13 protein-coding genes and 1 pseudogene are annotated in these 12565 nt (G+C 61.6%); 12 read left to right on the plus strand and 2 right to left on the minus strand.

Features of this window, described 5'->3' with window-relative positions; genetic code table 11:
- Position 1 precedes the first annotated feature (1 nt).
- Complete coding sequence (locus ACX80V_RS03570) at positions 2 to 676, minus strand: haloacid dehalogenase type II (RefSeq protein WP_485841977.1); 675 nt, start codon at positions 674 to 676, stop codon at positions 2 to 4.
- Positions 677 to 1103: 427 nt separating this feature from the next.
- Between ACX80V_RS03570 and ACX80V_RS03575 the strand changes: the two genes are divergently transcribed.
- The 9 genes from ACX80V_RS03575 (at position 1104) to ACX80V_RS03615 (ending at position 10504) form a co-directional block, all read left to right on the plus strand.
- Positions 1104 to 2024, plus strand: coding sequence for an ABC transporter substrate-binding protein (locus ACX80V_RS03575; RefSeq protein WP_485841978.1), 921 nt, complete (start codon positions 1104 to 1106; stop codon positions 2022 to 2024).
- 48 nt (positions 2025 to 2072) lie between these two features.
- The gene (locus ACX80V_RS03580; RefSeq protein WP_485841979.1) at positions 2073 to 2966 is read left to right on the plus strand and encodes an amino acid ABC transporter permease; all 894 of its coding nucleotides are present in this window, start codon (positions 2073 to 2075) and stop codon (positions 2964 to 2966) included.
- Positions 2963 to 3730: an amino acid ABC transporter ATP-binding protein gene (locus ACX80V_RS03585; protein WP_485841980.1), complete on the plus strand. Its 768-nt coding sequence runs from the start codon at positions 2963 to 2965 to the stop codon at positions 3728 to 3730. The genes ACX80V_RS03580 and ACX80V_RS03585 overlap by 4 nt, the downstream gene beginning before the upstream one ends.
- Position 3731: 1 nt before the next feature.
- Positions 3732 to 4865 (plus strand): FAD-dependent oxidoreductase, encoded by a 1134-nt coding sequence (locus ACX80V_RS03590; protein WP_485841981.1) that lies wholly within the window; start codon positions 3732 to 3734, stop codon positions 4863 to 4865.
- Positions 4866 to 4943: 78 nt separating this feature from the next.
- Positions 4944 to 6197, plus strand: coding sequence for an aspartate aminotransferase family protein (locus ACX80V_RS03595; protein ID WP_485841982.1), 1254 nt, complete (start codon positions 4944 to 4946; stop codon positions 6195 to 6197).
- 32 nt (positions 6198 to 6229) lie between these two features.
- The gene (locus ACX80V_RS03600) at positions 6230 to 7684 is read left to right on the plus strand and encodes an NAD-dependent succinate-semialdehyde dehydrogenase (RefSeq protein WP_485841983.1); all 1455 of its coding nucleotides are present in this window, start codon (positions 6230 to 6232) and stop codon (positions 7682 to 7684) included.
- Between the two features lie 57 nt (positions 7685 to 7741).
- A complete protein-coding gene (locus ACX80V_RS03605) occupies positions 7742 to 8416 on the plus strand; it encodes a GntR family transcriptional regulator (protein ID WP_485842058.1) in 675 nt (224 codons plus the stop codon).
- Positions 8417 to 9444: 1028 nt separating this feature from the next.
- The gene (locus tag ACX80V_RS03610) at positions 9445 to 10065 is read left to right on the plus strand and encodes a helix-turn-helix domain-containing protein (protein WP_485841984.1); all 621 of its coding nucleotides are present in this window, start codon (positions 9445 to 9447) and stop codon (positions 10063 to 10065) included.
- Positions 10066 to 10294: 229 nt separating this feature from the next.
- On the plus strand, positions 10295 to 10504 hold the full coding sequence (locus tag ACX80V_RS03615; protein WP_485841985.1) for a hypothetical protein: 210 nt from the start codon (positions 10295 to 10297) through the stop codon (positions 10502 to 10504).
- Between the two features lie 777 nt (positions 10505 to 11281).
- Here ACX80V_RS03615 and ACX80V_RS03620 read toward each other — a convergent pair.
- Entirely contained in the window at positions 11282 to 11581 is a 300-nt protein-coding gene (locus ACX80V_RS03620; RefSeq protein ID WP_485841986.1) for a MerR family transcriptional regulator, read from the minus strand.
- Positions 11582 to 11693: 112 nt separating this feature from the next.
- On the opposite strand from ACX80V_RS03620, the gene ACX80V_RS03625 reads away from it, so the two are divergent.
- From ACX80V_RS03625 to ACX80V_RS03635, 3 genes and pseudogenes are all read left to right on the plus strand, one after another.
- Positions 11694 to 11867 carry a CsbD family protein gene (locus ACX80V_RS03625; protein WP_485841987.1) on the plus strand — a complete coding sequence of 58 codons (174 nt, stop codon included), beginning with the start codon at positions 11694 to 11696 and terminating at the stop codon, positions 11865 to 11867.
- A gap of 233 nt (positions 11868 to 12100) precedes the next feature.
- Positions 12101 to 12316 (plus strand): hypothetical protein, encoded by a 216-nt coding sequence (locus ACX80V_RS03630; RefSeq protein WP_485841988.1) that lies wholly within the window; start codon positions 12101 to 12103, stop codon positions 12314 to 12316.
- Positions 12317 to 12358: 42 nt separating this feature from the next.
- A pseudogene (locus ACX80V_RS03635) lies at positions 12359 to 12499 on the plus strand (CsbD family protein); the annotation flags it as partial.
- Between the last annotated feature and the right edge of the window lie 66 nt (positions 12500 to 12565).

Raw genomic sequence — 12565 nt, forward strand, 5'->3', positions numbered from 1 at the left:
TTTAGAGACCGAGGTGCTTGTTGATCTCGTCCAGGGACTTAACGGTGTTGTAGTCGTAGCCCTCGGTAATGGGGTCATAGCCACGGTCCAGCATCCAGAGGTTCCGGAAGCCCATGTCGTGCATCGGATGCATGTCGTACCGTGTGTGCGAGGAGACGTGCAGGAAGTCCTCCGGCTTGGCGTTCAGCGTGTCCAGCATGTACTCAAACGCCTGGTAGCGCGGCTTGTAGGCCTGGGCCTGCTCAGCGGTGTAGACGGCGTGGAAGTCTGCGCCGAGCTTCGGAATGCTGATGTCCAGGAAGCTGGTGTCCGCGTTGGACAGAGCCACCAGCTGGTAGTTATCGCCCATGAGCTTCAGCGGAGCCGGGACGTCCTCGTGGGCAACCCAGCCGCGTACAGCCTCAGCAAACTGCGCGCCGGCACCCTCGGTCGGCCCAATGCCCCACCGCTTGCACACGCGGTCAAAGGAATCCTGAAGGATCTGCTCGTAAGGCTTGTAGTCGCCAAGGACCTCGTCGAACCGGTACCCGCGGAACTGCTTCTTGAAGGTCGGCCACTGCCCTTCAGAGACGCGGCCATCAAGCAGGCGACGCGTGGTGGGATCAATGTCGAAGTTGATCAGCGTGCCGTAGACATCAAAAGAGATGTACTTCGGCCGCAAGTTCGTTTCTGCCATGATTCGTCCGTTTCTTCTAAGGATTTGGTTGGGCCTCTTCGTGGCCCTTGTGTTGTGTCAGGATGCGTGCCCGGCGCCAGGAAGTTCCTGCGTCCAGCATGGGACCGGGGTTCCCGTTATCACCGACTGTATGCCCGCAAATTGTCGATTGTCAACAGTTGATCGCAGGCAATTTGCGAACCATTCCCAACAGCAGCATGTGTACCTGGACGGAGAAAATAGTTGCTGTCAATTGTTGACAATCTGCACTTGAGGGGGTTGCATTGCATTTAGAAAAGGAGAGATCCGGATCACACCGACGTCCTCAGATATCACCGGGGACTGATCTTCGCAGTCAGGCTCCGGGGATGCCCAGCGGAAGTTCCTCATAAATCTTGCCACGTTTCAGCCAACGCAAACAGGCTGAAACCATTCGAAGGGAAGCACCATGAAGACCATCAACAAAGTCCAGACGGCGGCCGCAGGCCTTGCTGTTCTGTTGACCCTGAGTGCCTGTGGCGGCGCGGCCACCAGCACTTCGGGATCTGAGGCAAAGACCAACAACACCACCGACATCTCAGAAGGCATCCAGCCTGACGCGGCTGCCGTGGCGTTGCTGCCGCAGTCCTTCAAGGACAAGGGCGAGCTCACGGTCGCGATGGACCTGCACTACCCGCCGACGACTTTCCTCGCGGAGGACAACCAGACCCCGATCGGGCTCAACCCGGACGTCGCTCGGCTCATTGCGAAGAAGCTTGACCTGAGGCTGAAGTTCGTGGACACGAAGTTCGACACGATCGTCCCCGGCCTCGACGGTGGCCGGTTCGACTTCACCGCCACGACCATGTCCAAGACCGAAGAGCGGCTCAACGTCCTGGACATGATCGACTACTTCAGGGCCGGCAACTCCGTGGCCGCGGCCGCCGGGAACCCGATGAACCTCACCGTCGAGACCCTGTGCGGGAAGAACATCGCCGTCACCCAGGGCTCGACCGGCCAGCTCAAGCGCCTCCCGGCCCTTAACGAGCAGACCTGCACCTCCAAGGGACAGCCGGCGATCAACGCCGTGACGCTGCCCAACATCCAGGACGCCCTGACCCAGCTGCACTCCAAGCGGATCGACGGCATCCTCTACGACACGACCTCGCTCGGGTGGGCAGAGAAACAGCAGCCGGGCTCCTTCACCATCCTCGGCCGGGTCGACGTCGGCTCAAGCGACCTGACCGCCGTCGGCCTGAAGAAGGGCTCGCCGCTGACTCCGGCCTTCCAGAAAGCGCTCCAGTCCGTCCTTGAGACCCCGGAGTACAAGGAGTCCCTCGAGACCTGGGGTCTGGACTCCGGGGCCATCACCGACGCCAAGCTGAACTAGCGGGGCGCCACTATGGTCACAGCTACTAACAAAGAAAGTAGAACAACGATGGGTAGCATTGATGCAGCCCTCAAGCCACGGCTTCGGCTTCGGACTCCCTCCGAGTACGCGGGATGGGTCCTCAGCATTCTCGCCGGCATCGGGATCCTCATCTCCGTCCTGACCAACCCGAACTTCAAGTGGGGTGTGGTTGCCAGGTACTTCACCCATGAGTCCATCCTCCGTGGCCTGATGCTGACGATCTTCCTCACGCTGGCGAGCATGGCTCTGGGAACGCTGCTGGGGCTGGGCCTGGCGATCATGCGCTCCTCTCACGTGAAGCCGGTCTCCATCGCGGCGGGGCTCTACATCACCTTGTTCCGGGGCACCCCGGTCCTGGTGCAGCTGATCTTCTGGTTCAACATCTCCGCCCTCTACCCGAACCTGTCCATCGGAATCCCGTTCACCGACATCAGCACCGCAATCGACATGAACGCCCTGATGGGGCCCATCACGGCTGCCCTCATTGGCCTGACACTCAACGAGGCCGCCTACATGGCAGAGATTATCCGGGGCGGGTTCTCCGCGGTCGGCAAAGGCCAGATCGAGGCGGCAGATTCGCTGGGCATGAGCGGGGCGATGAAGATGCGCAAGGTCATCATCCCCCAGGCGATGCCCTCGATCATCCCCGCGACCGGAAACCAGTTCATCGGCATGTTCAAGGAGACCTCCCTCGTCAGCGTGCTCGGCGTCGCCGAACTGCTCCAAAGCGCCCAGCTCATCTACGCCCGCACCTACGAGACCATCCCACTGCTGATCGTCGCCAGCCTCTGGTACCTCGTGATGACCCTCCTGCTGAGCTACCCGCAATCCAAGCTCGAGCAAAAATACTCGCGTTCTTCCTCAAGGCTTCCCCGGAAGACAAAAGTTGTCCTGACCGACCCGGAAGGTATCGCCCGATGAGTACCGACGGCACCATTCACGCCCGCAGAATCCGAAAGTCCTTCGGACCCAAAACAGTCCTCAAAGACATCAACCTTGACATCGCCAGCGGCGAGATCTGCTGCATCATCGGACCCAGCGGCTCCGGTAAATCCACTGTCCTGCGCTGCATCAACGGCCTGGAGACGGTCGACTCGGGAGTCCTGAAAGTCAACGGCGAAGACTTCGGCTACTACGAAACCGACACCGCCTACCATGCACTGCCGCCCAAAAAACTGGCTGAGCAGCGCACCAGGGTCGGCATGGTCTTCCAGTCCTTCAACCTGTTCCCCAACATGACCGCGCACGAAAACATCATGTCCGGACCGGTCCTGGTCAAGCGCGCGGACAAGAAACAGTCAGCCAAGCGTGCCCACGAACTGCTCGCCAGTGTCGGCCTGGCCGGGTTCGGGGACTACTACCCCGCCCAGCTCTCCGGCGGGCAGCAGCAGCGCGTCGCGATCGCCCGGTCCCTGGCCATGGACCCCGAGATCATGCTTTTCGACGAACCCACCTCCGCCCTGGACCCCGAAAAAGTCGGCGAAGTCCTCGCCGTCATGAAGGAACTCGCCAAGAAGGGCATGACCATGGTGGTCGTCACCCACGAAATGGGCTTCGCCCGCGAAGTAGCAAACTCCCTGATCTTCATGGACGACGGCTACATCGTCGAACGCGGCGACGCCCGGGAGGTTCTTTCCAACCCCAAAGAAGCCCGGACGCAGGCCTTCCTGGACCAGGTGCTCTGAGATGGACGGAAAACTCGCAGTCATCGGCCTGGGCAGCATCGGCAGCATGGCACTCTGGCAGGCCTCCCGCCTGTCCGATTCCGTCACCGGATTCGAGGCCCACGCACCCGCCCACGCCCGCAGCGCTGTCGGCGGTGACACCCGGCTCTTCCGCATGATCTACCGCGGGATCCCAGACCTCTACCCCATCCTGGAACGCTCCCGCACGCTCTGGGCCGAACTCGAAGCCGAAACAGGCCAAAACATCCTGGCCCGCTGCGGCGGACTCTCCATCGGAACCAAAGACGGCCCCTACCTCACGGCCCTGCTGGAAACCACCAGGGCCAACGGCGCGGACCACGAAATCCTCAGCCGCGAAGCCATGGCCGAACGCTACCCGCAGCACAACCTCCGCCCGGACGACATCGCCGTCTACGACCCCCACGCCGGCTCCCTGCGCACCGACCGTGCAGTCACGGCGGCGGTTGCGGCCGCCCAAGCCAACGGCGCAACAGTCCACACCAACACCCCGATCGACAGCATCACCGAAACCGCGGACGGCGTCCTCATCACCTTCGGCGACAAATCCTGGGCTTTCGAGAACGTCATCGTTTCCTCCGGCGGCTGGTCCCAGCGGCTTATGCCCGACTACCTGAAGGCGGCAACGGAGACCAAACGGTGCTTCCTGACCTGGTTCGTCGCCCGGGACGCATTGGAGTTCTCACCCGAGAAGTTCCCCGTCTTCATCCGAATCTCCGGGGACCGCTCCATGTATGGGGCTCCCACCATCGACGGCGTCACGGTCAAGGCAACCCTCGATGGCCGGGGAGCACCAACACCGCGTGCGGATTCGGTCCCCCGCGACCTAACATCCGCGGAAATCTCGGAAACCACGGAGACGGTCACCGAGTTCTTCCCAGGACTGTTCCCCAACATTGTCCGGTCAGACGCCTTCCCGGACCTCTTCACCTCGGATGGGAAGCCTCTCATCGGCCACGTGAACGAAGAGAGCAAAGTCTACTTCGCCACCGGCTTCTCCGGCCAAGGCTTCAAAATGGCCACCGGCTTCGGCGAAATCGCCGCATGCGAAGCCCTGGGCAAGCGCACCTTCGACGGCCTCGATTTTGCGCGTCCTCAACGGTTCAAGTCGATTTAACACGAGCACCCAAAGTCCTAATCCCCTCAACACAGGCTATTGTGGACAATCTACAGTTCCTCAGAAAGTATGAAGCCCATGGCAACTCTCAGTCCCCTCCTCAAGCAGGCCACTCCAGTCGTCGTAGACCATGCTCTCGGCAGCTGGATCCACGCGACCGACGGCAAAAAGTACCTCGATTTCACCACTGGAATCGGTGTCACCAGCACAGGTCACTGCCACCCCGACGTCGTAGCGGCAGCCCGCGAGCAGGTGGGCAAGATTGTCCATGCCCAGTACACAACGGTGATGCACAAGCCCTTGCTTGAGCTCACCGAAAAACTGGGAGAATTCCTGCCCCCGGGGCTGGACAGCGTTTTCTACGCTACGTCCGGTTCCGAGGCAGTGGAGGCCTCCGTCCGCCTCGCCCGGATGGCCACGGGGCGGCCCAACATCATCTCCTTCCACGGTGGCTTCCACGGCCGGACAGTGGGTGCCGCTTCGCTCACCACAGCCGGCCCGAAGTTCCGTTCAGGCTTCTCTCCCCTCATGGGTGGAGTGCACATCGCACCCTTCCCGCACTCCTACCGGTACGGCTGGGACGAGGAAACCGCCGTCAACTTCGCCCTGAAGGAACTGGACCACCTCCTCCTGAGCATTAGCAGCCCGGCAGACACGGCCGGTTTCATCATCGAACCGGTCCTGGGCGACGGCGGCTACATTCCCACTCCCCCTGCGTTCCTGCAGGGATTGCGGGAACGCGCTAACCGGCACGGCATCGTCCTCATCCTCGACGAGGTCCAGGCCGGCGTAGGACGGACCGGAAAGTTCTGGGGGCACGACTGGGCAGGAATCACCCCCGACGTCGTTATCACCGCGAAGGGACTCGCCAGCGGTTTCCCCATCTCGGCCATCGCCGCCTCTACTGAGCTGATGGGCAAGGCCTGGCCGGGTTCACAGGGCGGCACCTACGGTGGAAACGCCGTAGCGGCCGCAGCCGGAGTCGCTACTCTGGGCGTCATTGAGCGCGAGAACCTCGTAGAGAACGCCCTGCTTCGGGGCGATGAGCTGCGCACAGGGCTTGACCAGCTCAAGACAGAATTTGCTGGAATCGGGAATGTACGGGGCCTCGGCCTCATGCAAGGCATCGAATTCACGTCTTCGGACAGCACGCCTGATGCCGCTACAGCCTTGGCTGTCCAGCAAGCAGCAATCAAGGAAGAACTGCTCCTCCTCACCTGCGGTCCGCACGGAAACGTCGTCCGCATCATCCCGGCGCTTAACGTCAGCAGCGACGAGATCCACGCTGGCCTGACCAGGTTCACCCAGGCGCTGAAGACAGCCACCTCCTAATATCTCTCCTACCATTTTTTTGAAAGCGTGACATGAGCTCCTCATTCGACCCCTCAGGTCTTCACACGGAACTGTTCATCGATGGCGTCTGGCAGAAGGCCGCCAGCGGTGCCACTTTCCCGGTGGAAAATCCGGCCACCCACGGGATCATCGCCCACGTAGCGGACGGCGGCCCCGAAGAAGCCCGCGCAGCGATCGAGGCTGCCGGCCGGGCCCAGGGAGCGTGGGGCAAGTCCACACCCCGCGAACGGGCTGACATTCTGCGCCGCGCCTTTGAGCTGGTGATTGCAAACACCGATCGCCTGGCGGCAATCATGACCGCGGAGATGGGCAAACCCTTAGCCGAGGCAAAGGGTGAAGTGGCCTACGGCGCCGAAATGCTTCGCTGGTTCTCCGAAGAAGCCGTCCGCATCGGTGGAGACCACTCCACCTCCACTGACGGCAATACGCGCATCATGATCACCAAGGAACCGGTCGGCCCCTGCGTGCTGGTCACGCCCTGGAACTTTCCGCTGGCCATGGGTGCCCGGAAGATAGCACCCGCCGTCGCCGCGGGCTGCACCATGGTCTTCAAGCCTGCCGAGCTGGCACCGCTGACCTCCCTCGCTTTGGTACAGATCTTCAGGGAGGCTGGCCTTCCTGACGGCGTCCTGAACGTCGTCACCACCTCCAGTGCCTCCGCCGTCGTGGAAACCTGGACCAGCAGTGGCATTGCCCGGAAGATCAGCTTCACCGGCTCCACCCAGGTGGGCAAGATCCTGCTGCGCCAGGCGGCCGACAATGTTATGCGTTCCTCGATGGAACTGGGTGGAAATGCCCCGTTCATAGTCCTGGCAGACGCGGGCATTGAGAAGGCAGTCGACGGCGCTATGAAAGCCAAAATGCGGAACATGGGTGAGGCTTGCACCGCGGCGAACCGTTTCTTCGTGCACCGTTCGGTCATAGAAGAATTCGGCGGCAAGTTCGCTAAGAAGATCTCCGAACTGCGGGTAGGCAACGGGGCCCTGGAGGGAACCGAGGTGGGTCCGCTGATCGAGCAGAAGGGTCTGGACAAGGTCGAAAGCCTGGTCGCCGATGCGGTTTCCAAGGGCGCGCGCATCCTGACGGGAGGAAGCCGTCCGGAGGGTCCGGGATACTTCTACACGCCCACGGTCCTGACGGACGTCTCCGTCGACTCCGAATTGATGAACACCGAGATTTTCGGTCCGGTAGCAGCCATCACGCCATTCGACAGTGAGGACGAAGTGCTCCGCCTCGCCAACGACACCGAGTGGGGTCTCGTTGGCTACGTGTTTACTGAGAACATGGACAAGGCCCTTCGCTTCTCCGCAGAACTGGAAGTAGGCATGGTCGGACTGAACACCGGCCTTGTGTCCAATCCTGCGGCACCGTTCGGAGGCGTCAAGCAGTCGGGTCTGGGCCGCGAAGGCGGAAAGATCGGGATCGAAGAATTCCTGGAGTACAAGTACACCGCTATAGCGGTCTAATAGATTCAACGTGCTGAAGCATGAAATGAGGGGATGTCAATGGCGGCACCGGAGGGAATGTTCGTATTGGAGGGCCGGCCCACGGCGCAGCTTATCGCTGACCAACTCCGGGAGCTCATCGTCCAAGGGGCTTTCAGCCCTGGGCAGCAGGTGAACGAATCCGCGCTGGCAAGCCAGCTGAAGACGTCAAGGGGTCCCCTCCGGGAAGCTCTGCAGCGCCTGTGCCAGGAGGGAATCTTGGTCAGCAAGCGTAATCGTGGCGTGTTCGTGCTGGAGCTTTCAACGGAAGACATCAAAGAGATCTACGCCGTACGGGAAGCAGTGGAACTGGCTGCTGCCCACATTCTTCTCGACTACGGTCAAGAGCAGGTCACGGATACGTGTCGGGAGCTCAAGGGAATCATCCGGGACATGGCAAAGCAGGTTGCGGTTTCGGACTGGCAGGCGATCGCCAGGCTGGATATGCAGTTCCATACCGCCTTTGTTTCAGGCACCGGAAACACGCGCTTGATCCGGATTTACGAGACACTCGCCGCGGAATCCAGAATGTGTATCCTCAGCCTGGAAGTCGCATATCCCCGCATCGATGAGCTGGTGCAGGAACACCAGAAACTCCTGGATCTGCTTGAAGCGCGGGACCGGCGCGGACTTCAGCAGGCCATTAAGGGCCATATGCAGAAGGCCGTCCAGGACCTCACTTCAACTCGGGAACCAAGCGGCGTTACTGCATAAGAGATATCGAGCACCATAATAGGGGAAGGGCCCAGTTCCAACGGAACTGGGCCCTTCGTGCTGATGCTGGCTTGGGATGGCCGCCGCTACCCGAAGGCGCGAGTGCCGGGTCATGTCTTAACCGCATGCGGATGGCATGGAGCGGTGACAGCGCGAGGTCGCGGAGCACAATCCGAACGGGGCACGGCAGGTATGAACGCCCAGTCCACACCCTTTGGGCAGGACAACAAGACGCGTTACCGCTCCCCTAGGCCCAAAAAAGAGCGAAAGGTACGAAAATCTTCAAAAAATCCCGGCCTAGGTCATGTCAACACCACAACGCCACGACATGAATTAGTACAAAGCCCACCAGAACAACCCAGAAAGGAGGCCAGGATGACGACACATCCCAGCAGGCGGAAGGCTCACTAGCCAGAGCCCTGAACCCGACTCATACAATATTCATAAGCGCGCGGCGCCAGGCACAGCCCGCGGCCGGTGCCAGAGGGGTCCGCGGAGGGTAAATGTACACACATCAGAAGCAAAAACGCCTCTGACGTGGGAAAACGTGTCCGAAGTGGGACTCGAACTGCATTCCAGCCTTTGCAAACACTGGGCTCCCCCGGAAACATGCGGAATCCGGCCCGATCCGACCCATATTCGGCCCACTCCGAGGTCCGAAGTGTGGACATTGTCCACACCCCCAAATTGGCCCTTCCGCGCACGCCGCAACGCCAACCACACCCCATCTGGAAGGGGTGCGGTTTCTTCCTTGTGCTGACAAATATCCGAGGCTCCTGATCCATTGGCCGGAGGGTACGCCCACAGGCATGCTCATGCGCACAAAACCTGGCTGGCATCCAATCTCTCTATGGCGACAGAACTCCTTCGGCAATCTCATATCCGCTCGGCAAGGAGGCACATGATCGGTCGAAAGCGTCCAATGTTCTAGTGCCCCGCACTAATGAAGGCAGCTAGCCGCCGGACATCCGCCCGAAGAACGCCATTATGTCACCATTCGGTGACATAATGGCGAGTGAAGGGATGACATGACACTGGAAAGCACCATCGAGACCCCGGCAGCAGCCGGCGCCATCATCCGCGCCCGCCGCACAGCCCGCGGGCTGACCCAGCAAACCCTTGCCGACATGGCCGGAGTGTCACGGAAGTTCCTCATCGATCTGGAAGCCGGCCACGACCGCGCCGAACTCGGCAAAACCCTAGCCGTCCTAGCCGCCCTCGGCCTGGCCCTGGCCGCCACGGATCCCATCCCCCGCGGCAACGACCACGACCCGGCACGACGCGACTATGCGGCAACCTTCACACGCCTCATCGCCGAACGGGACTTTGAGTTCGCGATCAAAATGCTCGCCGACTACGCCACCGCATCCCTCACCGCCGGCAGACCGCTGCTCCAGCGCAGCCCCCGCCTCAAAGACCCGCACTGGTTAGCGGCCCTCGCCGGAATCACCAACTACACCGCACACCGCCTCGGCCAAGCCGCACCACCATGGACGCGACGCATCAAGCCCCTCGACAAGGCATGGATCGCGGCAGAGTCCTACCGCACCATCCGGGAACCCATGAAAAAACTCACCATCGCGGAAACCCCAACGGAACTCGCCGCTTTGAACGTCTTCATCCGCGAACGTAGCCTGGCCACCGCATAACCGGCGGAGAACTCACCGCCGCACAAATCCGGGCCCTCCTCCATGAACTCGGCCGACGCCTGCAAGCCGCCGGCGCCCACGGCGACGTCAAACTCGTCCGCGGGGCCGCCCTCATCCTCCAAGGCATCGGCAACCGCCCACCGCCGACATCGACGCCAGCTACGCCCACCCACACACTATCCACGCCGTCGTCGCCCAAATTGCCGCAGACACCGAAACGCTCCTGGCCATGAAAATCGCCGCCGAACGCTACAAAGACACCCTCGACATCGCCCGCCTCCTGCGCCGACTCAACATCACCAACGCCGCCGACGCCGTCGACCTCGCCTACGACAAATACGGCGACCACTCCATCCCCCTCGCCGCAGGACGCAACAACTACCTCATCGTCGTGGACGATGCCCTTGACGCGGCTGCCACTCTCAAGCCTGAAGACTAGTCCGCCCCTTTACCGAGCAGCAGGTGTCACAGACCAGACAACTTGCTCGTGGGCTCTGTTATCAGGCTCCGCCCGCCGTTTCCAGGATGTTTTCCCTGCCCAAGAATTTCACCTGAACTAGGGAAAACCATGGGAAGTCTTGATCCAGCGGCGGGATGGTTAACCCAGCAGCACACCAGCCGTACCGAACCGCTGGAGCAGTAGGCACCAGGCTATATACGCGGAGCAGGAAGAGCCATGAATCAAGCACCAGCCCACGAAGTTGCCTCCGACGTCGGCGGCTGCGTCTCCTTTCACCGCAGGAGCCTGACATGAAACGAATAGCACCGCCCCGGGCCCTGGGCGGCCCCTCCCGCACCGGCACGGAAGTCAAAGCGTCGAGCCGAATGAGTTACCCCATTACGGGGCGATGGACTCCCTCCGCTGTTCCGCAGACATGGACCCCCGGCAACGGCCTTCAAGACGGAGATCAAATCTGGCCCGACTGCTGCGACTGAAAGCCCGATCCAATGACCACCCCAGATTGGGCAGCTTGGCGCACCACGACGACGGCTGCCCTCTGGGCCTTCTCGCTGGCCGGGTGCTCCCTACTGGGGAATGGCCCGGATCCAACCACGGCGGATGCTGACGGGATAACGGCAGCCCGCCCAACAGGTGCGGAAGGACCTTTTCCCGTGACCTCCGTGAGCATCCTCGGCAAGGCGTTGCTGTTCGGCAACTGGTGGCTCGTGGTCTACGCCGCGATCACCCTCGCCACCGGTTTGCTGGCCGGCGAGGTCAGGAATTGAGGCGGGCTTTGGCTTCGGCGAGTTCGCGTTCCAAGCGCCGGTTGGCGGCCTCCAGTTCCAGAACTGTGCGGATGCCGGCCAGGTTCAGGCCGTTCTGAAGGAGGGTGCTGATCCGGCGCAGGGTTGCCAGGTCCATTTCGCTGTACCGACGGGTCCCGCGAACCGTCCTGACCGGTTCCAGCAGGCCCCAGCGCTCATACAGTCGCAGGTTCTGTTGTCCCATTCCCACTAGCTCCGCCGCCACGGAGATGGCGTAAAGCCCCGCTTCACTACTGGTGTGCGGCACCATCAGACCTCCTCGAACCCCATTTACTCAGCCTACTTAGTACTATCGCATTTTCCGACTACAATTGGCACGTTAGCCGCCCCGCTGGCGGGGCCAACTATAGGGAGAAAACGCTATGGGTTTGGATGACAAAATCGGCAACGCCGCCGAAAAACTTGGCGGCAAAGGCAAGGAAGCCGCCGGTGAAGCCACCGGAGATGAGAACCTGAAAGCCGAAGGCAAGACCGACCAGCCCGCAGCCGACATCAAGCAGGCCGGCGAGAAAGTCAAAGACGCCATCAAAGACTAGTCCGCCGAACCAGGCGCAGCCTGACGGGAGCGTGCCCTCCCTGCGGCTGATCGATCGCTTCCGGCGCCGCGGCGGAGAAACAGGCTTCCGGCTGCGCAAGAACTTGAGCCCCGTCTAACCAAAAGGCGATCGGGCAACGGCACTTGGGCACTCATCAGAAAGCAGGCATCATGGGGTTCTACAGTCGAGTTCAACATTGGCGGACCAGTAAGGCAAACCCGGTAAAACCGCACGTGACCGGTGACAACGCGGCCCCGCACCCACTGCCGGAACAGCCGGACCTGGACGCTGCCTGGGCTGAGCTCACGGAAGCCGCAACCCGTTCCGCCGTGACCAACTTCCAAGCATTCACCCGGACAGGCCGGCCCTGGACGGAAGACCCCGCCGCGATCAGAGCCGTCGCAGCCACGCTCCGCGAGTTCCCCACCAGGGGAGAACAGGCCCCATAACCGCACCGGGCTCCAGACAACCCGCATGCAGCACCGCCCTGCGAGAAGCTTGGAGGCAAAGGCAGGAAAGTCGCCGATGAAGCCAAAGGCGATCCGGGCCTTAAAGCCGAAGGCAAAAGCGACCAGACCAAAGCAGAGCTGAAACAGGCCGGCGAGAAGGTCAAAGACGCCTTCAAGGAGTAATCCGCCTCAAACCGGGAAGGGTGCGACGCCAACACGGGCGGCACCCTTCCTGCACGTCCGGACCCT

The organism is Pseudarthrobacter arbutini (genome assembly GCF_054510915.1).